Origin of the sequence: Nocardia farcinica, assembly GCF_001182745.1 — a bacterium.
Classification (GTDB): domain Bacteria; phylum Actinomycetota; class Actinomycetes; order Mycobacteriales; family Mycobacteriaceae; genus Nocardia; species Nocardia farcinica.
Genome location: NZ_LN868938.1, coordinates 180,369 through 203,848 on the forward strand (window position 1 = coordinate 180,369; position 23,480 = coordinate 203,848).

Annotated in this window: 31 protein-coding genes; 7 read left to right on the forward strand and 24 right to left on the reverse strand. The window is 70.4% G+C overall.

Annotation, left to right across the window (positions count from 1 at the left end; translation table 11 throughout):
- Positions 1–45 precede the first annotated feature (45 nt).
- Positions 46–453, forward strand: coding sequence for an AlpA family phage regulatory protein (locus tag AMO33_RS32410; protein ID WP_107103074.1), 408 nt, complete (start codon positions 46–48; stop codon positions 451–453).
- Between the two features lie 15 nt (positions 454–468).
- Here AMO33_RS32410 and AMO33_RS00940 read toward each other — a convergent pair whose 3' ends face one another.
- Together AMO33_RS00940 and AMO33_RS00945 are read right to left on the reverse strand one after the other, a co-directional pair.
- A complete protein-coding gene (locus AMO33_RS00940; protein ID WP_060589832.1) occupies positions 469–696 on the reverse strand; it encodes a DUF7240 domain-containing protein in 228 nt (75 codons plus the stop codon).
- A 41-nt stretch (positions 697–737) separates the two neighbouring features.
- A complete protein-coding gene (locus tag AMO33_RS00945; RefSeq protein WP_060589834.1) occupies positions 738–1,412 on the reverse strand; it encodes a hypothetical protein in 675 nt (224 codons plus the stop codon).
- Between the two features lie 95 nt (positions 1,413–1,507).
- Between AMO33_RS00945 and AMO33_RS00950 the strand changes: the two genes are divergently transcribed.
- On the forward strand, positions 1,508–1,768 hold the full coding sequence (locus AMO33_RS00950; protein ID WP_060589835.1) for a hypothetical protein: 261 nt from the start codon (positions 1,508–1,510) through the stop codon (positions 1,766–1,768).
- A gap of 8 nt (positions 1,769–1,776) precedes the next feature.
- Here the strand turns inward: AMO33_RS00950 and AMO33_RS00955 are convergent, their stop codons facing one another.
- Positions 1,777–2,367 (reverse strand): hypothetical protein, encoded by a 591-nt coding sequence (locus tag AMO33_RS00955; RefSeq protein WP_139337561.1) that lies wholly within the window; start codon positions 2,365–2,367, stop codon positions 1,777–1,779.
- An 84-nt stretch (positions 2,368–2,451) separates the two neighbouring features.
- Here AMO33_RS00955 and AMO33_RS00960 point away from each other — a divergent pair, with 84 nt between their 5' ends.
- Positions 2,452–2,835, forward strand: a complete 384-nt coding sequence (locus tag AMO33_RS00960) for a helix-turn-helix domain-containing protein (protein ID WP_139337562.1) — start codon at positions 2,452–2,454, stop codon at positions 2,833–2,835.
- A 13-nt stretch (positions 2,836–2,848) separates the two neighbouring features.
- On the opposite strand, the gene AMO33_RS00965 is transcribed toward AMO33_RS00960, so the two are convergent.
- Genes AMO33_RS00965 through AMO33_RS01015 form a run of 11 tightly spaced genes read right to left on the reverse strand, consistent with a single transcriptional unit; the run spans position 2,849 to position 15,227 of the window.
- Positions 2,849–3,457 (reverse strand): DUF7172 family protein, encoded by a 609-nt coding sequence (locus AMO33_RS00965; protein ID WP_060589840.1) that lies wholly within the window; start codon positions 3,455–3,457, stop codon positions 2,849–2,851.
- The gene (locus AMO33_RS00970) at positions 3,454–4,041 is read right to left on the reverse strand and encodes a DUF7172 family protein (RefSeq protein WP_060589842.1); all 588 of its coding nucleotides are present in this window, start codon (positions 4,039–4,041) and stop codon (positions 3,454–3,456) included. Before AMO33_RS00970 ends, AMO33_RS00965 begins: the two co-directional genes overlap by 4 nt.
- On the reverse strand, positions 4,038–4,658 hold the full coding sequence (locus AMO33_RS00975; RefSeq protein ID WP_060589844.1) for a DUF7172 family protein: 621 nt from the start codon (positions 4,656–4,658) through the stop codon (positions 4,038–4,040). Before AMO33_RS00975 ends, AMO33_RS00970 begins: the two co-directional genes overlap by 4 nt.
- Complete coding sequence (locus AMO33_RS00980) at positions 4,655–5,320, reverse strand: hypothetical protein (protein ID WP_060589845.1); 666 nt, start codon at positions 5,318–5,320, stop codon at positions 4,655–4,657. The genes AMO33_RS00975 and AMO33_RS00980 overlap by 4 nt, the downstream gene beginning before the upstream one ends.
- Positions 5,317–6,324 carry a hypothetical protein gene (locus tag AMO33_RS00985; RefSeq protein WP_060589847.1) on the reverse strand — a complete coding sequence of 336 codons (1,008 nt, stop codon included), beginning with the start codon at positions 6,322–6,324 and terminating at the stop codon, positions 5,317–5,319. Before AMO33_RS00985 ends, AMO33_RS00980 begins: the two co-directional genes overlap by 4 nt.
- Entirely contained in the window at positions 6,321–7,571 is a 1,251-nt protein-coding gene (locus tag AMO33_RS00990; RefSeq protein WP_060589849.1) for a hypothetical protein, read from the reverse strand. Before AMO33_RS00990 ends, AMO33_RS00985 begins: the two co-directional genes overlap by 4 nt.
- 10 nt (positions 7,572–7,581) lie before the next feature.
- Positions 7,582–13,275, reverse strand: a complete 5,694-nt coding sequence (locus AMO33_RS00995) for a hypothetical protein (protein ID WP_062954255.1) — start codon at positions 13,273–13,275, stop codon at positions 7,582–7,584.
- 36 nt (positions 13,276–13,311) lie between these two features.
- The gene (locus AMO33_RS01000; RefSeq protein ID WP_060589853.1) at positions 13,312–13,716 is read right to left on the reverse strand and encodes an HK97 gp10 family phage protein; all 405 of its coding nucleotides are present in this window, start codon (positions 13,714–13,716) and stop codon (positions 13,312–13,314) included.
- A gap of 2 nt (positions 13,717–13,718) precedes the next feature.
- Positions 13,719–13,967 carry a hypothetical protein gene (locus AMO33_RS01005; protein WP_139337563.1) on the reverse strand — a complete coding sequence of 83 codons (249 nt, stop codon included), beginning with the start codon at positions 13,965–13,967 and terminating at the stop codon, positions 13,719–13,721.
- Positions 13,968–13,978: 11 nt separating this feature from the next.
- Positions 13,979–14,530 (reverse strand): hypothetical protein, encoded by a 552-nt coding sequence (locus tag AMO33_RS01010; protein WP_060589856.1) that lies wholly within the window; start codon positions 14,528–14,530, stop codon positions 13,979–13,981.
- A gap of 4 nt (positions 14,531–14,534) precedes the next feature.
- The gene (locus AMO33_RS01015; RefSeq protein WP_240327364.1) at positions 14,535–15,227 is read right to left on the reverse strand and encodes a hypothetical protein; all 693 of its coding nucleotides are present in this window, start codon (positions 15,225–15,227) and stop codon (positions 14,535–14,537) included.
- A 216-nt stretch (positions 15,228–15,443) separates the two neighbouring features.
- Between AMO33_RS01015 and AMO33_RS01020 the strand changes: the two genes are divergently transcribed.
- The 4 genes from AMO33_RS01020 (at position 15,444) to AMO33_RS32280 (ending at position 17,468) form a co-directional block, all read left to right on the forward strand.
- Positions 15,444–15,995: a hypothetical protein gene (locus AMO33_RS01020; protein WP_060589857.1), complete on the forward strand. Its 552-nt coding sequence runs from the start codon at positions 15,444–15,446 to the stop codon at positions 15,993–15,995.
- A gap of 58 nt (positions 15,996–16,053) precedes the next feature.
- Positions 16,054–16,506 carry a hypothetical protein gene (locus AMO33_RS01025; RefSeq protein ID WP_060589858.1) on the forward strand — a complete coding sequence of 151 codons (453 nt, stop codon included), beginning with the start codon at positions 16,054–16,056 and terminating at the stop codon, positions 16,504–16,506.
- On the forward strand, positions 16,503–17,105 hold the full coding sequence (locus AMO33_RS01030; RefSeq protein WP_060589860.1) for a hypothetical protein: 603 nt from the start codon (positions 16,503–16,505) through the stop codon (positions 17,103–17,105). Before AMO33_RS01025 ends, AMO33_RS01030 begins: the two co-directional genes overlap by 4 nt.
- 207 nt (positions 17,106–17,312) lie before the next feature.
- Positions 17,313–17,468 (forward strand): hypothetical protein, encoded by a 156-nt coding sequence (locus AMO33_RS32280; protein WP_197657712.1) that lies wholly within the window; start codon positions 17,313–17,315, stop codon positions 17,466–17,468.
- Positions 17,469–17,528: 60 nt separating this feature from the next.
- On the opposite strand, the gene AMO33_RS01035 is transcribed toward AMO33_RS32280, so the two are convergent.
- The 10 genes from AMO33_RS01035 to AMO33_RS01080 form a co-directional block, all read right to left on the reverse strand.
- Positions 17,529–17,924, reverse strand: coding sequence for a hypothetical protein (locus AMO33_RS01035; RefSeq protein ID WP_060589863.1), 396 nt, complete (start codon positions 17,922–17,924; stop codon positions 17,529–17,531).
- Between the two features lie 9 nt (positions 17,925–17,933).
- Positions 17,934–18,638, reverse strand: a complete 705-nt coding sequence (locus AMO33_RS01040; RefSeq protein WP_060589865.1) for a hypothetical protein — start codon at positions 18,636–18,638, stop codon at positions 17,934–17,936.
- A complete protein-coding gene (locus AMO33_RS01045) occupies positions 18,635–19,030 on the reverse strand; it encodes a hypothetical protein (protein WP_139337564.1) in 396 nt (131 codons plus the stop codon). The genes AMO33_RS01040 and AMO33_RS01045 overlap by 4 nt, the downstream gene beginning before the upstream one ends.
- Before the next feature lie 15 nt (positions 19,031–19,045).
- The gene (locus tag AMO33_RS01050; RefSeq protein ID WP_060589869.1) at positions 19,046–19,549 is read right to left on the reverse strand and encodes a hypothetical protein; all 504 of its coding nucleotides are present in this window, start codon (positions 19,547–19,549) and stop codon (positions 19,046–19,048) included.
- Between the two features lie 9 nt (positions 19,550–19,558).
- Positions 19,559–20,341: an LtfC-like domain-containing protein gene (locus tag AMO33_RS01055; protein WP_060589871.1), complete on the reverse strand. Its 783-nt coding sequence runs from the start codon at positions 20,339–20,341 to the stop codon at positions 19,559–19,561.
- Between the two features lie 2 nt (positions 20,342–20,343).
- Entirely contained in the window at positions 20,344–21,462 is a 1,119-nt protein-coding gene (locus AMO33_RS32155; RefSeq protein WP_076573989.1) for a hypothetical protein, read from the reverse strand.
- Positions 21,463–21,553: 91 nt separating this feature from the next.
- Positions 21,554–21,997, reverse strand: coding sequence for a hypothetical protein (locus AMO33_RS01065; protein ID WP_060589873.1), 444 nt, complete (start codon positions 21,995–21,997; stop codon positions 21,554–21,556).
- Positions 21,998–22,001: 4 nt separating this feature from the next.
- Positions 22,002–22,280, reverse strand: a complete 279-nt coding sequence (locus tag AMO33_RS01070) for a holin (protein WP_060589876.1) — start codon at positions 22,278–22,280, stop codon at positions 22,002–22,004.
- Positions 22,270–22,689 (reverse strand): hypothetical protein, encoded by a 420-nt coding sequence (locus AMO33_RS01075; protein ID WP_060589878.1) that lies wholly within the window; start codon positions 22,687–22,689, stop codon positions 22,270–22,272. The genes AMO33_RS01070 and AMO33_RS01075 overlap by 11 nt, the downstream gene beginning before the upstream one ends.
- 3 nt (positions 22,690–22,692) lie before the next feature.
- The gene (locus AMO33_RS01080) at positions 22,693–23,427 is read right to left on the reverse strand and encodes a hypothetical protein (protein ID WP_060589879.1); all 735 of its coding nucleotides are present in this window, start codon (positions 23,425–23,427) and stop codon (positions 22,693–22,695) included.
- Positions 23,428–23,480 lie beyond the last annotated feature (53 nt).

Below are 23,480 nucleotides of genomic sequence, written 5' to 3' on the forward strand. Positions count from 1 at the left end.
CACACACGATTGATACGGTGGAGGGAGACAGGAAGGAGGTGCGCCATGACGCTCCACTACATCGGCGTAGGTGACGTCGCCGCCCGGCTCGGAAAGTCCCGATCCACGATCAACGGCTGGATCGCCGACCGGAAGCTCCCGCCGCCGAACGCCCAGATCGGGCCGAAGATCATCGGGTGGCTGCCCGAGCTGATCGACCAGCCCGACAGCTGGCCGACCGCGGTGCACAACACCGTCCGGTACCTGTCGGCTCCCGAACTCGCCGAGCGGATCGGCGTGCAGCGGACCACCCTCAACCGGTACAAGCTGCCCGTCGAGGACGCGCTGATCGGGGACGTGCGGGGATGGCTGGCGCAGACCGTGGATGACTGGAACGCCCGCCGCCCGGGCAAGCGGGTGCCCCGAGACCAGGAGGACTGGAACCTACCGCCTGCCCTCCAGGGGCGCCGATAGGCCAGTCCTCCCGGTTCACTCGCCCGCGAACGCCGCGAACGCCTTGAACGACTGCTGCTGCTCCTCGACCTCGAACCCCGGCGGCGGTGTGTCGTCCTCCAGGTCCGGCCGGTACAGGATCTGATTCAGCCGCTCCAGCGCCTTCGCGTGGGCGTGCTCGGTGAGCATCACCTCCACCACGTCCAGAACGGCGTGCATGTCCGGGAGCATACGCAGCGGGTCGGGGATACCGGCCAGGATCAACCGGCCCCGAACCCGCCGCCACTCCCGCGCCGCGTACTCCGCTAGGGCCGCGACGGCCCGGTAGGGCGGGCAGTGCCCAGCGTCGCGATCTTGCGCATCAGGTCACCGAAGTGCTCCATCGTGAACGAATCGTCCGGGTCCATCATCGCCATCAGCAGTTCGTTGTAGGACCGATCGGAGATGTGGCGTCGCACGAACAGCGCGATCATGTCGTTCTGCGTCTTCACCGGGGTGAACTTGGAGACCGCCATCGAGAACGCTTGCAACGCCGCAGGCTGCGGCACCCGCACCTGCACGGTGCGGCCGTTCAGGTCCACGGTCTCGTGCGGCCACACCGGGTACGGATTGCCGTCGTCGTCCAACACCACGCGGCCGTGCTCGTCGCGGTCGTACTCGCCGACCGGGATCGGCTCACCGCGGCCATCGCGCACCAGCTCCCCATGCTCGTCCCGCTCGAACTCCCGGCCCGCCGGGTCGATCACCGCGGGCGCGCTCACCACCTCGGCGGGCGCGGACTCGGCGAGCCCGACCGCGCCGGGGATCGCGTCGGCGCCGGGGATCGGCACCGGCGAGACCGGCGGACGCTGGGCGCGCCGCTCACGCACCAACGCCTGCGCCTCCGCGAGCTCGGCGCGCTCCCGCTCGATCTGCTCGCGCTCCAACCGCGCAGTCTGCGCGGCCAGATCGTCGTTTCCCCTGGGGGTCTCGTACACCATCAGGCTTCTCCATCCCGTCGCTGCCCTGGTCTGACAGCGCGCCACCGTAGAGAGCGGGGGTGCAGTACCAGCGCGATCGATGCTTGGATCGATGCATGGACCGGCGACCCAGGCTGTACCGCACACCCAAGGGGTGGGCCGAGGAAGCACCCTCGCACTGCCCGCACGGCCACCGGTTCACCGGCGGGTGCGTGCTGGTCGGGCACCGCTCCTGCAAGACCATCGGCCGCCACCGCACCCACACCTGCCTGACCTGCCTCGATGAGGGCCGACCCGACAGCGACGCCACCGTGTACACGCCGCCGCTCACCGCCGACTGCGACCACACAGCGTTCGATGAACGGTCGGTGATGTGACCGGCGCGCTACTTCCACACGTCGTGCGGCTCCACGGATTCCGGGTCTACCGACACGCCAGCGCCCATGGCCTCGTCTCGCTCGACCAGCTGTAGGCCGCCGTCAGCGGTGGCCCTCGGGGTGAACCAGTACCCGGCGGGCCGGCCGAACCGCAGGAGCCGGTTCCGGTTCCGCCACCGCCACACCTGGTACTCCTCCGTCCTCATGTTCACTCGCACCGCGTATTCGCGCACACTGCGGCCGTAATGCTCGAACCAGGTCAGCCCGACCCACGGCGCGGTCACCGCGTCCGCGGGGTAGGAGATCGCGACCTCGATCGGGTCGGACTCGCAGGTCATCTTCGGCAGGTGATGTGGCGTCTTGAACAGCACGTTCCCTGCACCCCAGACACGAGCGCGGGCCTCGTAGCGGACCGCGGCACCCATCGCCCGGATCAGCACATCCGCCTCAGCCTCGCCGTTGGTGACGATCTGGCTCCGGCGGGTGTTCACATTTACCCCCGGTACGGGGGCCTCTCGTAGTTTCAGGTACACCGAGTACGCCGAAACCCCCAAGGCCGCAACAGCGACCGGCGATCCGATCAGCGCGAGCATGCTCATGCCCGCAGATCGTACGAGCGGCCGCCGACACCCACGCCCTCCGATACGCCTACGCAGCCGACTGCTCGTGGATAGCCTGAGGTGATGACAGAGTGGCAGCATGTCGGCGAACTCACCCGGCAGGTCGCGGCTGAGCTGCGTGTGCAGCGCGCCGCGTTGGACTGGACTCAGCAAGACCTCGCCCAGCGAGTAGGCATCCCACACGATGCGCTCGCCCGGATCGAGGCGTGTGGCAGCTCGATTGACCTCGACCTCCTGACGAGGTTCGCGGCGGTGTTCGCTCTGGATCCCCCGGACTTCCTCGCCGCCGCGATCCGCAACTCCGAGCAACGGCTGAGGGACGGCAACCTGTATCTCCCGGACGGATCATTGGACCCGGTGCAAGTCTCGGTCGCGCCGCCGTCGAAGGAACACCTCGCCATGCTGCGAGCCACGAGGGAAGAACGAAAGCGGCAGCGAGGCGAGTAGTCGTCTCCCGGCGCTACGTGAACGCGGGCGTGGTGAATACGTCCAGGCGGACGGGCCCGATCTTGAGCAGGCGCAGCGGGGCCGGGTCGCCGTAGATGCTGGCCCAGTCCAGTCCCCACGCCAGCGTCGACCACGACACCTGCACTTTCGCGCGGATCGCCTCGCCCGGTGCCAGCGCGACCAGGTCACCGATCGGCACGCTGTGGGTGGGGTGCCGGTCCTCCATCAGATAGAACACTCCCACCGTCTGGCCGGAGACGGTGCCGGTGCCGAGGTCGCCGTACCCGCGGACCCGCGATTCCTCCGTCAACGCGGGATCGGCTGGTGCCACACCGGAGGACAAGCCCCACTGGTAGCGGACTTGCAGATGCTTGAGGTTGTCGATGGAGTACCGCACCGGCCCCTGCGTCATCAGCACGTACGCCCGCTGAGCGATCGGCGTGTTGTTCGTCCACGTCAGGTTCGTGGTGAACAGGGTCGTCCCGCCCGGGTTGGCGACCACGGTCGGGTTCGCGCCGCCGGCCTGGGCGGTGGCGCGGTGCGCGAACTGCCAGTGCCGCAGCGGCGACACCGCGCCATCGGTCACCTCGAAGAACTCGGGATCGATGCAGGGATTGGTCACGGTGTGTCCTCCGGGATCGCCCACAGCCGCAGCCGGACCCAGAACGCGCGCACCACCTGCAACGCGTTCGACGGTGCCCGCCACTGGCCGGGTGTGGTGTACAGGGCGGCGTAGCGGATGTGCACGGTGTCCCCGGCCGGGACGGTGCCGATGCCGTCGAACCGCACACTGTCGTCCCAGCCACGGAACATGCGCGCGTAGTGGACCTGGTTGTAGGACCACGGGGTGCCTTGGCCTTTCGCGCCGATACCGTCCTCGGTCAGGTACGGCTCCGGCGCGTTGGGGGACAGGCCCACATCCCAGGTGATCGCGTCATCGAGCACGTACGTGTTCGGGTTCGCGGCCACGATGGTGCGCGGCGCTCGATGCGTGCCAAGCCAGCATTCCTGGTCCACGCCGGTCGTGTTCGTCCACGACAGCTCGGCCTGGATGAACGGCACCGGGTCGGACGCGCGTTGCACCTCGCCGTCGCGGGTGGAGGCGACGAACCGCTCGGCCGCGATCCGCGGAAGCCAGCCATCACCCAGCCCGGTACCGCGCGGGCTGGAGAACATCCATTCGCTCGAGCAGATGGCCAGGGTCATCGGATCGCTCCGTCCATCATCGGGAACGCCCACAGGCGCAGCTTCACCCCGCGCGCGTGCGCCTCATGCAAGGGCTGGTTCGCCGATGCGTTGTTCGACCAGGGCGGCGGCGTCCACACGTACGCGCGATAGGCGACATCGATCTCCGAGCCCGCGGGCAGCTCCACCCATTCCTCGGTCGCGGTCGTCGGGTAGTCCTGGTGCACGCGCGCGTAGTTCGGCAGCGCGGACTGGTTGGTGCCGTGGTCCACCCCCAACGTGCACAGGCTGTTCACGAGCCCGTAGCTGTTGGGTACCTGCGCGAGCTGGTCGATCCCGATCCGCCACGAGTCCCAGATCTGCACCACGTTCGGGTTGCTGGTGACGATGGTGCGGTAGGAGCGGATCACCTGGAGCCGCATCATCGACGGCAGCGGCGAATCGGACACCCACGACAGGCCGGTGTCGATCATCAGCCGGCCCGGCGGGCTGGTGAGTCCGGCGCCGGTGATCGCGCCGTCGCCGGTGGAGGTGGCCGACACCTGCGCTACCATCCGCGGCACCGACCACGGCTGCAACCCCAGCGCCCCGCCCGCGATGGACAGGTTCCGACTGACACAGACCTGCGGCATGGTCATTCACTCCTCGAGGTCATCGACAGCGACAGCGACGTGGGGATCGGGGTGGTGAAGACGCTGGCAGCGCCGACGTTGCGGGATGTGCCCGCGGCCACCACGAACAAGCCCACGGCTTGCCCGGCGTTCAACGCCAGCTGCCCCATCGCCAGCACCGGCAGCGTCGTCGCGCCCTGCGCGTCGTAGAGTCGGCCGCCGACGCGGGTCACGCCGTCGACCAGCACGACCGCGTGCAGGTACGCGCCACCGGCGGAGAACCACGCCGTGGCCGACACGTCGTAGACGCCGGTCTCGGGAACCCGCATCGTGTCGAAAGTGGTGAGTCCGCCGGTCCATTCGCCGATCTCGTGCGCGACACCGTCGAACATCACCAGCGCCCCGGACGAACTGATCGACTGCGCCGCTGACCGGGTGGCGGTCACCGACGGCAGCGCCGAATCGGTGATCGCGTCCGGGTCGTTCTCCCCGGACGCGGGTTTCCGCAGGATGATCGCGCTGCCGCCGTCGACGTGGGAGCCGATGAGATGCCCCTCACTGGACGCCGACAGCACCCACGGCCCGATCCGCTGCGCGGTGGGGTTCTCCCGCTGCTCGATCCGGCGTTCGGTGCGGCGCGCCCACTCGGCGTTGTTCTTCGGCTGCCGGACCGGGTCGGTGTCGCTCACTGCACCTGCCCTCCCGCCTTTTCCAACTCGCTGAGGTTGTCCGGCGTCGCCAGGGTCACCGCGACCTCGGTCCCCGACGCCGACCCGGACACCTGCACCTGATCGATGCGCAGCACCGTACGCAGGCCCAGCGCAGACACCGCGATGTTGATGCCCGGCATGAGCATGTCCAGCTCGACCGGCGCGTCGGGGGTGAGCGTCGCCGAGGACGGCACCACCAGTTCGTCCCGAATCCGTGCCGTCCGGGCGACGTACTGGGCGGCAGCACGCTGAATGTTCGACACCCCGAAAAGGTCATCGAGGTTCACGATGCCCTGGAGCTGGAGCCCCGCCAGGTTCACGCGTTCGGTGTGGGCGCCGTTCTTTCCCTGCACCCGCACATCAGTTTTCACCCCGCGCCCGGACCGGCGAATCTGGATCCCCGCGGACATGTGGCATTCCTCGAGCTCGGCGGCCGGGGCCGCCGGTTGCGTGCCGAGCACCGGCCGTCCACGCATCACCGTCCACCGCAGCCCGAGCTTGGTCAGCTCGGCCATCTCCTGGTGCACATACTTCAAGTTCGCGGAGACGGCGAAGTCGAAGCGGGATTCGGTGCGCGACGGCAGCACCACCGGCGCGGCGTCCACCCTCTGGAGGGCCAGCATCTCCCGCCACATATCCGCCGCGATCGGGGCCACGTCGAGCTGCGACCACTGCCGCGTCGTGAGCGTGCGGGTCTCCCACATGAAGGCGGCCACGTCGCGGGCCTCCAACTGCATCGACACCCGATCCCGATTGACATCCGCGACCGGCCCGAACCACTGCAACTGGCCGCCGTGCCAGGCGCTCACCCAGTGCGTCCACGGCGTGAGCACCGGCGACAGCTCCTGCGCCGGAGCCGACAGCGACAAGCGCGAGACCTCGTTCAGCTCCCGCGACCAGGAGAACCGGTCAGGGCACTCGATCACGCCGAGCTGCGCGCCGTCCTTGTCGTGGATCGCGAACGCGGGGGTTTCCAGCTTCACGCCTGCCTCCCGCGCACCGACACCTGCACGGTGAAGTCCAGGCCCGGCTCATGCTGGGCCACCAGCTCCCAGCACTGCCCGGCGTCGAGAATGATCGGCGTCCACGGCGCACCCGTGGGCGTGCCGACAATGCCGACCTGCCGCACCTGCTGCCCGGCCACGATCCCGTACGGGCGGCGCGCCACACTGTCAGCCACCACCGTCGCCCCCGCCGGCAGGCCCGCGATCGACAAGAACCCGGTCCGGTCACACAGCGCGGTCGACCCACACGGGCGCAGCCAGAAGTTCGCCGACACCGGCGCCGCGCCCGCGGTGACCGTCACGGTCACGACCTCGTCCACGCACAGCACCCCCGACGCCACGGGCAGCGTGGCCACGCGGGTCTGCACCTCGCACACGGGGACACAGCCCGCGCACACCGGCGGCTGCACCGGCCGCACGTCCACGGTGTTCGGCACACAGGTCACCGACGCCAGGACGGGAATGTCGGTGCAGGTGTCGGGGGATTCGCAGTCGGGGGCGTGCGCCCAGGTGATCGCCTCGACCACACTGGAATCCCACGTCAGCGTGGCGTGTGTGGCGGGACCGTAGGTGTAGGGGTCGAGTACCGCCAGCTCGAAATCCACGTTGAGCACCGCGCCCTGCCGGTGCTCGGCACCCCGCAACCCGAACGCCCGCGTGGTGCGTGGCTCGCGGGTGAGGACCACCCGGTTCATCGTGCGCCGCAGCGTCGCCGGATCGGCGGCCGAGTTCTCCGGGTGGGCGGCCAGGAACTCGAGTGTGGTCCCGGCGAGGGCGGTGCCGTCGCGCAGGCGGCAGGCCAGCCACTCCCGCCCGTACTCCGCGCCCGCGTTCGTGCAGCCGACAATCGAGACCTCGACCCGCAGCTGCCGGTGCTGGTCGCGGTGCGGGCCGACCACGCCACCGGAGCAGATAGCGTCGGCGACCTGCCGGTCCACCGGCGTCGCACCGAATCCCTCGACCGCGGTCACCCAGAACCCCATCAGCTCCCGCGACTGCGGCAGCTGCGGGTCGTACCAGGGCGCGTTGAGGATGGTGTACGGGTCGTCTCCGAGGAAGGCTTGCAGGCCCGGCCACGAATCGTCGTACTGCACATAGTCGTTCGCGCAGGAGCATTGCGCCTGCGCTTCCTCCCACGACTGCGGCACGCCCGGCCGGGCGTGCGCGATCAGCCGCGAGGTGTTGGTCAGCTCGGCGTCACCGAGCTGGAGCCAGCCGCGAAACACACACCCCTCCTCACAACAGGGACATCAGATCGTTCTGGATACGGGCGCCCGCGCCGGCGCCCTCGTACACGGTCATCGGCGCGTTCACCGTCCGGTTGCCGCCCTTCTCCAGCGCGGCCACCAGCCGGTCGAACGCCTCGGTCTGGCGCGGCGACAGCACCCGCTCCGGGGCGATGGTGTCCTTGACCATCACGCCCTTGCCCAGCGCCACACCACCGGAGTCGAACGCGTCGATCGCCGCGCCCGCACCGATCGCCAGCGCCGAGGTGAAGACAGCGGCGGCACCGGCCAGCGCCGCACCGACCACCGCGCCGATGGCCGCGCCGATCGCGGTACCGATACCGGGGATGATCGAACCGATCGCCGCACCGATCGCGGTGACCGCGAGCTGGATCATCACGCCCAGGATCGCCGACAGGATCGGGATCACCACCGAGGTCATCAAGTAGCGCAGCAGCGCCTTGATCAACTCCCGGTTCAACCGGTTCTGCTCGCTGATGACCAGCTCTCGGCTGGACTCGTTGCGCTGCATCAGGTCTGCGGTGTCAGCGACGATCCGGCCCGAGGTGTCGAACGCCTTCACCAGGTCGCCCCGGAACGACCGGATCTCCTCCCACGTGTCCACCAGTGTGTCGCGGATTTCGATCTCCACACCGGTCAACCGGACGAGCATGTCCACCAGCGGGCCGCCGGAGATGTCGCGGCCCAGCACACCGCGCGAGTTGTCCACCCGCGACGCCTGCTGCGCCAGCGCCGCGTTCGCCACATCCTGCGCGACCTGCTGGAACGCCTGCTGCGCAGTCTGCGCCACCGACACCACCGCATCCGAGATCGCGGTCACCGCGTCGAAGGCGCTACCCGGCGCACCGAACGGGGCGGGCGCGGTCGCATCACCGCCGGTGTCCAGGTTCTCGACCGCCTGCGTGGTCTGGTCGGTGGAGGCGGTGATCTGATCCGCCGCCGCCCCCAACCACTGCTCGATGAACCGCACACCGGAGGTGACAGCAGATTCCATGATCGGCATCAGCACGCCGGAGGTGAGCCGCTGGCCGATGTCGCCCAGCACCGCCTGCATCTGCTCGAACTGCTCAGCCAGCACCCGGTCTTGGCTGGACTCGGTGCGGTCGGCCAAGTCCCGCACCGTGCCCAACACCCGCCCGGTCTCATCGACCGCCGCCCGGCTGGACTCCATCGCCGCCGTCAGCTCCGGTGTCACCGGCTCCTGCGCCACACCGAGCACCCGCGCGAGATGATCGATGCCCTGCTGGAACACCGCCGCCGTCAATGGCTCCGGTGCGCTGTCCACCACGCGGTGGCCGGCGAGCTGTTGCAGCGACAGCACCAGCGTCTCGAACAGGCGGGTCTGCTCGGGGGAGAGGACGCGTTCGGGGGCGATGACGTTCTTCGGCATGAACCCGGTCCCCGTCGCGATACCGCCGGAGTCGAACGGGTTCAACGCATCCAGCACCGACCCGGCCAGGTCGCGGGCTTTCGCCCACGCCGCGGGCAGCGTGTCCCCGAGATTGGTGACCAGCCCGGACAGGTATTCGACGGTCTTGTCCTCGGCCGTGGTCAAGAACTCCGGCGGGATCTCCTTCCACCGCGGTGGTGGAGGCCCGATCACCGAGGTCATCGTCTCCCGGATCGGGTTGGTGAACCGCTTCACCGTCTCGGCCACCATCCGGGCCACAAAACCGCGCTGCTCATCGGTCGACGGACCGACAGTGTCGCCGCCGGTGGACGGCTGGAAGAACCCGTTCGCGCCGATCGGCAGCCCGTACAGGGACGCGAAACTCGTCACCGGCGTGCCGAATCCGTAGTGCACGCCGCGGCTGCCATCGGACTCCACCCGCGCGGTCGGGTATCCCAGCTCCGGGATGCCGCGCAGCTCGCCCGCAGTGTGACCGCCGCCCGGGCCGCCCGGGTCGTCGGTGATCCCGACCAGCATGCCGACGCCCTCGCGCAGGCCCTTCACCAGCCCCTGCGCGCCGCGCGCCGGGTACCCGGCGAACGTGCTGGTCGCCCAGTACCGCGTCCACGGGTTCAGTCCCAGGATCGCGGCGATGATGCTGCCCATGAACCCGGAGCAGTCGAAGCTGTCACCGACCCAGCGTGGGCCCGCCCACTGATACGGCTTCCCGTGCTGCGAGCGGGCGAAGTCGTGGCCGCGCGCGAGCTGGTGCATCCACGGCATCACCGCGCCGCCGTCCCGGAACTTCGGCAGCAGCGCGTCGAACAATCCTTCCGGGGAGACGTTGCCGATCCCGCGTTCGCGCACCGCCGCCCCGTAGGCGGCCAGGTTCTCCCGCCCGAGCAGGGAGATGACCCGCCCGCCGTCCCAGGTGAAAGGGATCCCGCGCGCGATCATGTCGCGGATCGCATACAGCACGTTCTGGCCGCCGGCCTTCAGCACCTCGGCGGCGGTGACGACGTGCTCGCCCGCAGACAGCCACGCGGGGATGCTGTCGCTGGTGCCCGTGCCGGGACCGAAAACCCCGCCACCGCGCCTGAACCCCAGCGTCACCGGCTCCATCGGCTCGACGCCGGGCAAGAACTGGCGCACCGCGTTCCAGGCCTTCAGCAAGCCCTCGTTCCAGACCGTGTTGACCACGTACCGGACCGGCTTGGCCGCCGATTCCTTGAGCCGATCCCAGGCACCGGTGATGCCGTCGACGCCCTTCTCGAACCAGCCCTTCACGGTGTCGATCGCGTTCCCGAGCGACGGGAAAAGCTCGTCCTTGACCCAGCGGATCACGTCACCGATCCGCTCCATCGCCGTCTTGAATTCGTCGGCGAGCTGGCGGATCACCGGCATCACGATCGGGATCAAGACGTTCTGGACCAGCCAGGTGAAGGCCTCGATCAGCTTGACCAGCACCGGGGACAGCTCGACCAGGATGTCCAGCAGCGGCGGCAGCAGCTCCGCGGCGAGCCGCACGAGTTCGGGCAGCAGCGGCAGGATCGCCATCAGCAGATTGGTGAAGGCGGTGACGATCTGCGGCAGCACCGGCGCGATCTGACGGATGGCGTCGGCCAGCGCCCTACCGATGGTCATGGCGACCTCGGCCAGGATCGGCGCGACCTGCGCGATCACCGGCCGCATCTGGTCGGCGAACGCCGCGATCACCGGCGCGAGCGCGGTGGCCACTTCGGTGAGGGCGGGCGCGAGCGCCTGCAAGACCGCCGACAGCGATTCGGCGAACAACGGGATCAACGGGGCGACCGCGGTGACCAGGGCCGCAAACGCCTCACCGAGCGGGCCGATGGCGGGCGCGAGTGCCTGGATGGCCTGCGCCAGCGCGGAGCCGACGACGACCGCGACCTGAGCCAGCGGCTCGATCAGCGGCTGCAGCGCGTCGAGCAGGACGCCGAGCAGGCTCGCGATCACCGGCAGCACCGGCGCCAGGCCCGCGGTCAGGTCGGCGATGAAGTCGCCGAGAATCGGCATGATCAGGGTCAGCGACTGCGCGAACACCGCGCCGACCTGGCCGAGCGCGGGGGCCATCGTGACCAGGGCCTGACCCAGGGACTCCAGAAGCGGCCCGAGCGTGGGCATCACGTCCGCAGCGATCCGCGCGAGGGATACGAACAAATCACCCAGAAGCGGGCCCAGCCCTTGCAGGGCGACGGTCAGCCCGTCGAGAACATCGCCGAGCAATCCGGATTCGGCCACGAACGAGAACGCGTCTCCCAGCGCGGTACCGATGGACCCGAACGCGCGCCCGATCTGCTCGGCGAACGGAGCGCTGGCCTCCGCCATCGCTGATAGCCCCGCGAGGAACCCGTCGCTGCCCTCGCGCAGGCCACGCAGCCCGTTCGCAGCGATCGCGAACGCCGCTTGCAGCCCCTCAATACCCTCCGTCGACTTCAAGAACGCAGCGAAACCGTGCGCGCCCGCGTTCATCTCGGCCGCGACAGCGGTCATGCCGTCGCGCAGCGTGGGAAGCACCGTGTCGGCGAGCTGCCGCAGCCCCTCCCCGGCACCCTGGAACGCGGTGTCCTGGACGGACTTGCGCACCTCTTCCCACGCGGGCGCGAGCTCGCGGGCAGCGAGCACGAAATCCTGGGCGTTGGGGGCGAGCTTGGCCATCGCCTCGGCCAGCTTCTGCGACGACGCAGTGCCCGCGGTCTGCGCTTCGGTGAGTGCAGCGGCAGCCGCAGCCACCTGCCGCTCGGCTTGCTCGGCGGCCCGGCGCGCCTGCGTGACCCGGTCCTCGGCGTCGGCGGCAGCCTTGCGCGCGGCCACCACCTTGTCGCTGTTGTCGAGGCCCTTACGTTCGGCGTCGGCGGCCTGCTCGGCGACATCGCGGCCGTCAGCGACGGCCTTGTCGTAGTTGAGTTGTGCCCGCTCGACCCGCAGCAGTGCGCGTTCCCGCTCCTGCGGTGTCTTGGCGTCGAACACGTCGCGCTGCGCGTCCTTGAGCGCGAGCGCGGCCTCTTTCTGGTCGAGGACGCTGCCGCGCAGCTTGAACTGCCAGTCCTCCAGCTCATCGGCCGCGGCCTGGTAGGCGTCTCCGATCGCGCGGGTCGCTTCCTCGGCGTCGGCTTGCGCGTCGGTGAGATTGCGTTGCGCGTCGGCGGCGGCGTCGGCCGCCGATTGCAGCTGCTGCTGTGCTGCCGCTGTCGCCTTGGCTGCGGCGGCAGCCTCACCGGGGCCGGCTTCGGCGGCTGCTGCGGCGGCGTCGAATGCGTCCTTGACCCCGGCGAGTGCGACGGTGGCTGTGCCGACCGCCGCCGCGATTCCCGGGCCCAAGGCTGCTGCCGCCACCACGAGCCCGCCGACCGCACCGGCGGCGAGCCCGGCCGCGCCACCGATACCGGCGATGGCTGCGGCGACGGCCGCCATGCCACCGGCGCCGATGCCGACGCTGCGCAGCGAATCCCGCAGCCGGTCGACACGCGATGCTTCGGTGTCGGCGTTGGAGTTGAACCGGAAATTCGCGTTCCCAGAACGCAATTCGCGCAGGAGGGCGGCGATGCGCTGCAACTGCGCCTCATCGACCTGGATGTCGATCTTGATCTTGACGTCCTTGTCGGACAGTCCCCGCAGACTCCGCAGCGCGGGCGCGATCTGCGTCAGCCGCTCGAGCTCCGCCGGGGACATGTCCAACTTCACCCTGACCCGGACGTCCTTGTCGGTCAGCGTCCGCAGCGACCGCACCACCGGCCCGATCTGCTTGAGCCGCTCCAACTCGGCCGGGGACATGTCGAGGTTGACCCGCACCCGCACGCTCACATCGGTCAGGGCCTGCATCTGCCGCAGCGTCGACGCGATCGACCGCAGCCGCTTCGCGTCCGCCTCCGACATACCGAGCGCGACGTCCACGCGGATCGTCTTGTCCGGCATGGACTGGAGCTCACGCAACGCCGCCAAGTCCGCGGCGTCGACCTGGATGTCGGTGTCGAACTTGATCGTCCGCCCCGCACCAGCGACCGCGGTTTCGATCTCGCTGATCAGCCCGGCCGAGTCGAACTCCCCGCGCACGCTGATGTGCGGGTCGGTGCGCTGGATCGCGCGCAGCTCGGATTGCAGGTCGGTCGCCAGGCTCGACCCGTCGAACGCCGCCCGCACGCTGACGGTGAGCGGATCGATGTCGAGCTGCCGTTGCATATCGCGCATGGCGTCCACGACGACGCGCCGCAGCTCGTCATCGAATCCGCTTCCGTCAGCGGTGATGGGGATGGAGATGCCGGGCGCCGTCACGCCGCGCACCGTGCCAAACCGGGGCGCAACGCCCTGCTAGATGCCGCGCTGGATTTCCTCGTGCGCGGCGTCGGTGAGGAACGGGTTCGGGCGGGTGCCCGGATGCCAGACCCTGGCAGCGAACACGAGGCGCGGACCCATCTCGAACCGCAGCGCCCGCACTCGGCGGGGCCGGATTTCGTGCGGGCGGGTGCCGTCGTGGACGAACTTCGCGTGCGGTGCGGTCGCCGACACCAGCAGGCGCACCTGGTCACCGGCCACGGTGGTGCGGTGCCCGATCGAATCCCGCAGCGCCCCGGACCGGACAGTGACTCGGCCGCGGGCGTTGGTGACAATCCGCGCGCCGAGCCGATCCATGCGCGGCGCGGCCAGCGCCGCCGCCTGCTCACCCGCCCCAGGGATCGGGGTGTAGACCAGGCGGGCGCGCAGCTGCAACGGCACGGCTACTCCTGGTCGGCGGCGCGGCGACGCGCCCGCTTCGGCGCGGCCTGCTCCACCGGCTCCGGCTCGGGCGCGCCGGCATCATCGGGGTCGGGCTGCGCCACCTCGACCGGTGCGGGGTGGTGCCATTCCACGACCCGCACCAGACCCGCCCGCACCAGGCCCCGCAGGTAGTCGGTCCACTCCACCGTCGTCTGCTCGCCGCGCTCGAGCACGTCCGTCGACGCCACGCCCTCGATGGTCACTCGCATTCCGGTTCTCCTCACTTCGCCAGCTGGGCGTGCGCGGTCTGCACCCACACGATCACCAGCCCCTCCGGCCCGTCCGGCACCCCGGCCCCGAGCCCTGTATTCACCGCCACGTCAGCGCGTTCGGCGTCCTTCATGGCCGCGCACAGTGCTGCGTCGATGCGCCACGAGTCATCCCACAGCACCGCGGCGCGCTGCTCCATCTCCTGCGCGGTGCCGTCGAGCGGATGACACCGGGCGATACCGGCCTCGATGGTGACGGCCTTACTCGTCCCGCACGTCACAGCGCCCCCGCTGCCCGTTCCGGTGGCGGCCTCGTGCGGCCAGTTCGCCGTCCGCCACCGCCGCGCCAGACGCACCCACAGGTACGGGCCGCAGCCGCCGCAGCTGCTGTGGTCCTGCAAATCCGGATCACCGGTCAGCCAGTACGGCACCACCACCTCGCTACCGGCCAGCAGGTGCACCGTGTCCGTGCCGCCACCCAGCGGCGGCACCGCCGCAGTGGGGGAGAAGAACCCCCGCAGCCGCTCGACCGCAAGCCCGATCACCGTCACCGCCGCATCCACGCCCTCACCCCTCGAAATCCGGGGACGACACCGCGCCCGGCGCCGACAGCCGATGCGGATTCACCGCAGCCACCCACATGTCCACCTGCGCGATACCGGTCTGGAAGTGCTCGAACAGCACAGCGGGATCGGCCATCCTCACCGACACGCCGCGGCGGGCGATCTGCTCCACCCGCTTCGGCAGCGCGCACGCTTCCCCCCGGCACGCGCTCCAGAACTCCTTGGCCAGCAACGCCACCGCCATCCCCGCACCCGCCGGTGGCTGCTGGCCTTGCAGGTACTCCACCGTCCACGTGCCCGGCGAACCGGCGGGCCGGGTGAGGTCTTGATCGGGCCATTCCCCGACCGCCGAATACAGCCGATCACCCTCCAGCACATACGCACTGGACGGGATGACCGCGCCGTCGATGGTCACCGACGTCACCGAGCACACCGGCCCCGGCAGATGCACCACCCCCGGCCCGCCGGCCCGGCACGTCGGCCCGCACGAGCACGAGATGTTGCGCCACACACCGCCGTCGAGCTCGGGGAACCAGGACCAGCCGGGCAGGAACCAGCGCGGGCCGTCGAGGTCGCGCGGGCACGGCCGCACGATCCGCGGGCAACACCCGTATTGGCGGCCGGTGAAGCTCCACAGGACCGCGACCGCGGTGTCCACCGCCTGCTGGAGAATCGCGACGTCTTCCGGTGCTTCCACGTCCGGGAGGCACGTGTAATCCACGGGCCAGGTGCAGGGTGCCGACATGGGCCGGGACGGTACGAGCACGGGGTGCAACCATCTGTCTGCCCGAGAGCTGATCGCCCGCGCCCTCGGCCGCGGCAGATAAGCCTTGCGTATGGCGGCCATACGTGCGTATGATGTTCATACACCGAGCGGGAGATGGTCCCGCACCCGAGAACCGGAGGACTCGCCATGTACTACCTTGCCGAAAAGCGCGTCGCGGAGCTGCTGGAGCTGGGCGTCGACATCGACACCATCGTCGCCAAGACCGGCGTCACCAAGCTCAGCGACGGCTGGCACGCGCAGAACCGCCGCGGCGACGACGCACTCGACGCGCTGCTCGCCGAAGCCCACGAGCGCAAGGCCCTGCTCGACCGCATCGAGTTCTTGGCTGTGGCCATCGGCGAGGACGGACCCGCCCGCCGCGCCGGCGCCGACGCCAAGAACCCGACCTTGGACGGGCTGCGCGCGGTCATCGCCGGTGTCGAGAAGTACGCCCGCGCCAAGAACATCGACATCCGCACCGACGCGGAGAAGGCCGCCCCCGAACCCACCGCCACCCCCAGGCAGATCTACTACATCACCAGCCTGCTGGAGGGTCGCGCCGCCGCGGGTGAGGGTGGCGGGTTCTTCTCCACCAAGGGCCTCTACCGCGGCGACGGCAGCGTCGACCGCGACGCCGTCGCCGCCCTGACCCGCAAGCAGGCCTCCGCCCTCATCGACAGCCTGCGCGGCACCTACTGACCACCTCCCACCGGGCCGCGCACCGAGCGCGGCCCGGTCCCATCATCGAGAGGACGCCATGTCCACACACCGCGACCCCGGCCAATACTGGTGGGTCGGCGTCGACACCGACCGGCTGCTGTCGCTGACCGGCTGGATCGGCGACACCCCGGAGGGCCAAGCCGCTTTTCTGCTGCTCTACCCCCACGCGATGGACGCCGCCGCACGGATGCGCAAGCTCGCCGAAGTGCTGGAGCTGGCACCTGGACCCACGAGCCCGCCCCCAGACACCCACCAGGTCGACGCGGTCATCGACGGCGACCGGCTCACCCTGCGCCTGCCCGGCTTGCAGGTCAGCATCCCGATCCACGCCGACTACGCCGCCGCAGCAGCCCGCGGCTGGGGCGTGCTCGTCATCGGCCAGGACGGCTGGGACGGACGCTGGTCCGGCATCGACACCTACCTGTCACGGCGCGGCTTCACCCGTATCCACCACGGCCGCATCGTCATCCACCCGGGAGACCCGACATGACCACCGACGCCACCACGACAGCAGCCGCAGCCGCACGCATCCGGGCGGCCCGCGACGCAGCCGGTGCCGCACAGGCGGCTTTCGAGCAGGCCATCCGCGACGAGGTCGCCGCCGACCGCATCACACCCTCCGACGTTGCCCGCGCGCTTGGCACGAAGAACCGGCAGCGCGTCTACGCGATACTCGGCCGCGGCGACGATGGCGCGGCACCCACCAATCCGCCCCTGCGCCCGGTCGTGTACCTTCGCGGCGCCGGCCGCCCCGACGCCGTGTGGACCCGGGTCCGGGAAGCCATGTGGGCGCGTGGCTGGACGACCATCAGTGACCGCACCAGCGCATGGCACCTGGCGCGCGGCGGAACTCCCGTGGTCCTCTGCGATTTCAGCGCGGACCTCGACCACCCCAGCCCAGCACCCGGCGGTGGCACATGGTTCGGCTACGACCGATACGTCGTCGTGGGCAAGGTCCGCGCCAAATACGGTGACGACGGCGAGGCGATGCTGCCGCGCATCAACGGCTGCGAGCACCCGATCCGCCTCGGTGACGATGTTGACGAGCACGCCCTGGCCCGATGGGTAGCGGAAGCCTTCGCCGACTGATATCGTCTGCCGTGGTCCCCGCGGTGCGGGGATGACCCCCGTTCTGCCTTTGCACTGCAATTTGAACGGGTGTACACCCTCCCCGCGCACGCGGGGATGAGCCAAGTCTGGTTCTAGACCCTCCCCGCGCTGGCGGGGTGTGAAGACCCCGGCACTTCGGTGCCGGGGTCTTCCTTCCTTCTGTCACCCACTTGCACCACTCGACATGTGTGTGCCGAGCAGGCCCGCAAGATGTGCGAGCAGGACGTGACCGCGCAGATCATCGACGCCGCCGAGGACCGGCGCGCCGCGCTGACCGCCGAGCGGGACCGCCTGCTGGCCCGGCTCGCCGAAATCGACACCGAACTCGCCGAACTCGCCTGACCCCCCGGACACGGACAGCCCCGCCACCACACGGTGCCGGGGCTGTCTCCGTCGACAGGCTCAGGCCCCGCCGGTGACGCTCACGTGCACGTCCACCCCGGCCACGCCCACACCCGCCCCGTCGAGCACCCGCACCACCGCGCCCGTGCTCGACACCGACTCCACCACCACCGAATACGCCACCACCCCAGCCGGGACCGCTGACACCACCGGCACCGCCAGCTCGGGGAACGCCACCGCCGCACGGCCGTCCTGCCCGGTGGTGGCCACAGCGGCGTGCACGCGCGGTAGACACGCCTCGAACGCGGCGAAGGTGGTCACCTTCAGCTCGGCGTAGGGCACCGGCGGCGGTTCCCAATCCGGGTAGATCAGCCGGTATTCCTCGATGTTGCGGGCGGTGATCATCTGCTCGATCAGCTCCACCAGCTCCTCGAACTGGGGCATGGTCAGCGACAACGGATCCTCCTAGACGGTGAGGTCGCGGGCGCGGACCTGCGACAAGGCCGACGAATACTGGTTCTGCAAGAAGTTCGGGAAGTTCGCCTCGGCGCCGATGAACCAGCGCCGCCGAAAGACGTCTCCCGCCGGCACCACACCGGCTGTGTCGTCCCAGGTGAGGGAGGGTGCGCCGTTGATCAGCAGCGTGAACATGCTCTGGGTCGCGCTGTACATGCGTCGCCGGAAGGTGATCGTCGCGGTGGTGGTGGAGGCGGTCCCGGTCGTGGCCCGCGTGGTCTGCCCCGTCAAGTTCGTCGCGGTCCCCGGAGCCGGTATCGAGGAGGACTCCCAGGTCATGATGCGGGTGCCGCCAGCGGGGCCGGTCGTGCGCGATGTCGTCGCGTACACCAGCACCATGCCGGGGCCGGGCCCGTCCTCGAGCATGCCGACGCCGAAGCTGGTGAAATTGGCGACCGACCCGGTGCCGACCGGCGGCTGTATCGGTACCTCCAGCTCCCAATTGTCGGTGAAAAGGCGGCCACCGTAGTCGCCGACATAGGTCTCCCACGACCCGGTGCGCGCGGTGTTGCTGGGTAGCGGCCGGGACTGGGCCCGGTTCGTGGCCACGACCAGATTCCCGAACTCGGGCCGCCACGCAGGGCCCAGGTCGGCACTGTCGGGACGGTCGAACGTGTCGCGGTAGTCGGCCAGCGCGGGCGGCCCGGTGATCATCGCCGCACCACCCGCAACTCGGCTTTCATCTGCGCGCCCGGCGTGGCGTTCACGCTGGTGAAGTACGCCCACAGCAGCGTATCGGCGTCGAGGTCGATACTGGCCGCCGTCCACGCAGGCGACACCGCGGGCGTGGCGGCGGTCCCGGCGAGCGGGGTGAGCGGGTCACCCACCCGCAGCTCGGCGGCGATGGTCCCGCCCGAACCCGCGGTGTGGATGCGGTACCGGATGCCGGTGACGGTCAAGTTGTAGGGCACGACGATCGGCATGTCCTGCTGGCCGACGCCCTGCGCGTGCAGGGTGTGGGTCTGCCACCACTGCAACACGTCGACCTGCGCGCCCGCGGACCCGCCACCGGCGCGCAGGTCACCGGTGGCGTCATCGAGGTACACCGGGCGGATCATCGGCTACGCCAGAACGATCGGCTGACCGGGCTCGAAATTCACCGTCGTCGCCGAGGTGGCGACACCCAGCCGCTGCACCACCTGACCAGTACCGGCCGGCGGCGTAGACGTCGCCAGCCCCGGCGTGGTGGACAGGAACACGTCACCGGGGGTTTGGCTGGTGACCTGCGTGTTGGTGGCCTCCAGGTAGACCGTGGCCATCGCGCCGGAGGCGACGGCAGCGAGCACGAACCCGTGCGCGTGCTTGCCCGCGGTCGACGCGTCGGCCTTGCGCACCCGCGCGCCGCCGGCGTTGTGGATGTTGACGAAATCCCCGGCCGCGAGCGCTTCGCTGGCCTGGATCTGTTGGGTGTCGGCACCGATACCGACCGGCATCAGCGAGGGATCGAGTCGGCCGGTCGGGTCGAGGGCGGGGATGTCGCCGGCGTTCGCCGCGCCCGCCGAGGCGACGGTGGCCTCGATCTCTGTCAGCGTGCCCGCGACCTGCCGAATGTACTTGTCTGCCATCGAGTTCTCCTACGTCAATGCGATGGGTTGGGTCGGCGCGTACTCGACCGTGACCGGGTCGACGGGCAGCGCGGCGCGCCGCACCCACACTGCGCCGGGCGGAATGGTGTGGGTGAGCATCCCGTTCGTGCCGACCAGCAGCGGCACCCCCGGCGTCCACGTCCACGACAGCTCGGTCACCTCCCCGCCGGTGACGAGGTCGGCCACCGCGCCCGCCGCCCACGCCGAGGTCGTCAACCACACAGGCCGGTTCAGGTGCGCGGGGTCGGTGGCGTCCGCGTACTCCACCGTGCCGTCGTCGCGGGGCACGACCAGGCGGTGCCCGCCGAGCGGGTGCGCGGCCACCGCCTGCACCACGCAACACCCGCCGCCGCCAGGGCCGGGAGGCCCCGGCGGGCCCGGCACCGGCACCGCGACAGCGCCGGTTTCGGGGACCGGCACCGCGGCGATGTAGCCGAGCCCGCCGACCGGCCCGCACCCCACCGCGCCCTCCACCCACAGGATCGGCTCATGGTCGGGGTAGTCCAGCCACAGCTGCGCCCACGCCCGCGACGGCACCAACGCCACCTGTTCGGCCGGGACCGACCAAGCCATGAGCGCGCCGGTGATCGTGGCAGGCCATATCGCTTCGAACGCGGTGCCGCGCATGGTGAGCCGCAGCCACGCCGACGTCCCGGCAGGCCACGGCAGCGGGGTACCGGCCTGCGTGCGCAGCTCGATCTGACCCTGAAACGCGGCATCGGCGTTCAGGGTCAGACGGAGTGTGCCCGCAGGCCAGCCGAGGGTGAGCACGGTCAGTAGATGCCGCCCTGCTGCGTCTCCACCACGGTGACACCGGGGTTGGTGCCGCCGGTGAGGTTGTCGGTACCGACCAGCAGCGGCAGGTTCATCCCGGCCAGCGCGCCGACGAACGTCACCGTGTACGGGCCGCCCGCCGAGCCGGTGACGGTGACGTTGTCCTCACCGATGGACGGCAGCGCCTCCAACGCGGCCTGCACCGCGGTCGGGGTCGCGTCGAACGGCAGCGCGGTGGTGCTGTCGGCCTGGAACGCCAGGTTGAACGTCCCACCGGTCGGCGTGCCGGTGAGGGTGACGGTCTGAATCTCGTTGGTGCCGACCGCATCGCAGGGCGGCTGCGACGGCGCGATCGGTGCGGCGGTCTCCCCGTAGTAGGGGCTGGGCAGCACCAGCGGGCACGCGCCATCGGTCGGCTCCGGCGGCGCGATCGTGGTCTCGAAAATGCGCAGGTGCTGGCCCGGCTTCATGGGCGCGAGCATGCGGCCCGCCGTGTTGGACGAGTCGATCGCGACCACGTTGTACGGGCCGCGACCCCACCGCACCGGCGACGACGTGCGACCGGTCAGCGAGAACGTCGACACCTGCGCCCCGATCTGCAAGTCGCCCGACAGCGCGAATTCCTTCACGACACCGAGCAGGACGTACCCGTACTTGGTGATGCCGGCCCCGGCACCGCCGACGAGGATGTCGTCGGTGGTGGGAATGTCGGTGCACTCGTCGTCCGCGCCGACACCGGTCCACAACTCGAGCGCCACACCGCGGTTGTCGGGCTGGGTCTTGCGGTCGGAGAAGCCGATCGGCTTCCCGTCGAAGCTGGTCACCAGCTCCCAGTCCAGCAGCATGTTGTAGAGCGCGGTGCTGACCTTGCACAGCTCCAGCGCGGCGTTCCACCATTTGCGCTCGGCCTTGTTGCGGTCGGCCACGCAGATCGCACCGTCGGCGTTGGTCTGCTCGATGTCCTCTGCCTCACGCATCTGCGGAGACAAGGTTGCAGTCACGAAACCGTTGGTCACGAGCCGCGAGCGCGGACCCGCCAGGGGCATACCGCAGGAGTCGACCAGGGTCGCGCGCAGCCGCTTCCCCTTCACCACGCCGAATTCGGCATCACCAGCCACGACAGTTCTCCTCGAAAGTCAATGTGAGGTTGTGTGCGTGGCTGCCCAGGCCCGTCGACAGCGCAGAGTAAAGAGGCGGGGTGCAGTGGGGTCAGTTCGTCCAATCCCCGAGCGGCGCCTCACCGCGCAGCACCCGCTGAAGGTCTTCCTTCACCGCGGCGAGCTTGCTGTTCACCGCGGTGAGTTGGTCACGCAGAGCCGCTATCTCGGTGCGCAACGCTTGGTTGTCGGCGTGCGATGCCCGCAGCTCCTCGCGCAGCATGCGGCGTTCCTCGGCCATCTCCGCGCGCAGGCTCGCCCGTTCCTCCTGCATCTCGTCCACCAGCCGCCGGTACGCCTCGGCCACCGTGCGTTCCGCCTCCGCGCGTACGTTCTCCGCCTCGGCCTGCGTGCGTTCCGCCTCCGCGCGGGTGCTCTCGGCCTCGGCCGCGGTGCGTTCGACCTCGGCGGCCCGCCGCTTGCGCTCCACGACACCGGTCACGACAGCACCGAGGGCGCCGGACCCGAGCGCGGCCACCCCGAGTTCGACAATCACCAGATCACCCCAGATCCGTTGGTAGGCCGTGCCGGGCGCGGGGTTCGGGGCGCAGCAGTGACGGGGACTCCGGGTCACCGACCGTGGTGGAGACGACGGAGGACAGCAGCGACAGCGCCGCCGCCCACGCCGCCACGCCGACCGCGCCGACGACGAAAGCCCACGGGATTCCGCCGGTGATGAGCGCGCCGGTCGAGACGGCGGACAGCAGCGCGAGCAGGGTTTGCGCGAACGTCTTCACCGCGCGCTCGGCCGCGGCGTGCCAAAACTGCCTACTCAGCATCGGAGGCACCCTCGGCGACGTCGCTGGTCGCGCCAGCGGCGGTGTCGGCGTCAGCATCGGAGGCACCCTCAGCGGCGTCCGCGTCGCCGGTCACGCCCACGGCGTCGCCGGTCTCCGGCTCGGCCGCGCGCCGACTGCGCTTGGCGCGCGGTTTGCTCGCCGGCTTCGGCTTCTCCACCGGGGGTACCACCTCCACCGGCTCGGGCGCGTCCTCACGGATCAGGCCCGCGGCGCGCGCCACCTCCACCGGCACACTGAACGCCAAGCCCTCCCCGCCGGTGACCGTCTTGACCAGCCCGGCCCGACCGGGCCCGGCGGCCTCGATCAGCCGCGACGCCAGCAGAGGACGGGACCGCTGGCCGGTACGCACAGTGGCGGTGTCGCCGTCGATTTCGATGGTGACGTGCATGAATCAGGCTCCGATCGTGATGGCGTCCGCCCAGCACTCCCAGGTCACCAGGACCTCGCGCTCGGCGACCGTGAGGCGGTCGTTGTGGGGATAGTCCGGGCCGTGCGTGCGCGCGATCGAGGACCGATGCACCACGACCGGCCCGGTGGACACGATGGTGTCGCCGAGCGCGGCGTATCCCGCGCCGAACGCCCACCTGTGCCCCAGCGGCGAGAGCCGCTGGCCGCCCTGGACGATCACCATGTCCGCGGCGACGAGCGCGGCGGCCAGGTGCGGGGCGGCGTGCAGCACACCAGGGAAACCGTGCCCGGCCACGCTTTCCTCGAGCGCGCCGACCGCCTCGACCAGGGACGCGGCGGACGCGGGGGTGCCGGCGGCGGAGAGCAGGCGCGGAACCAGCTGCTCCTCCACGCGGGTCGACTCCTGCAACCGGAGCAGCTGTTCCGCGCGGGCAGCCGCTTCCGCCTCGGGAACGGCGGCGGCGCAGTCGTCGTCGGCGCCGATCACATCGCCGGTGAACTCGCCGCTCAACGGTGAACGCGGGGTGCCCTTCGGTGACGGCTCAGGCAGCACGGGAGAGCAGTCGATCGGCCACACCCACGTGGTGCCGCAGTTCCACGAGTCCACGATGATCCCGTGCGCGAGCCGCGACGGGTCCGGGACATCGAGGACGGTGGCCGCGGCGTACAAGCCGACGACGGACGGGTTCGCCAGCGGCGGCCGGAAAATCTCAGCCACGGCCGAACCTCCTTCGGGGGGTTGGGGTCCGGCCGGGGGCAGGGTGAGCGGGG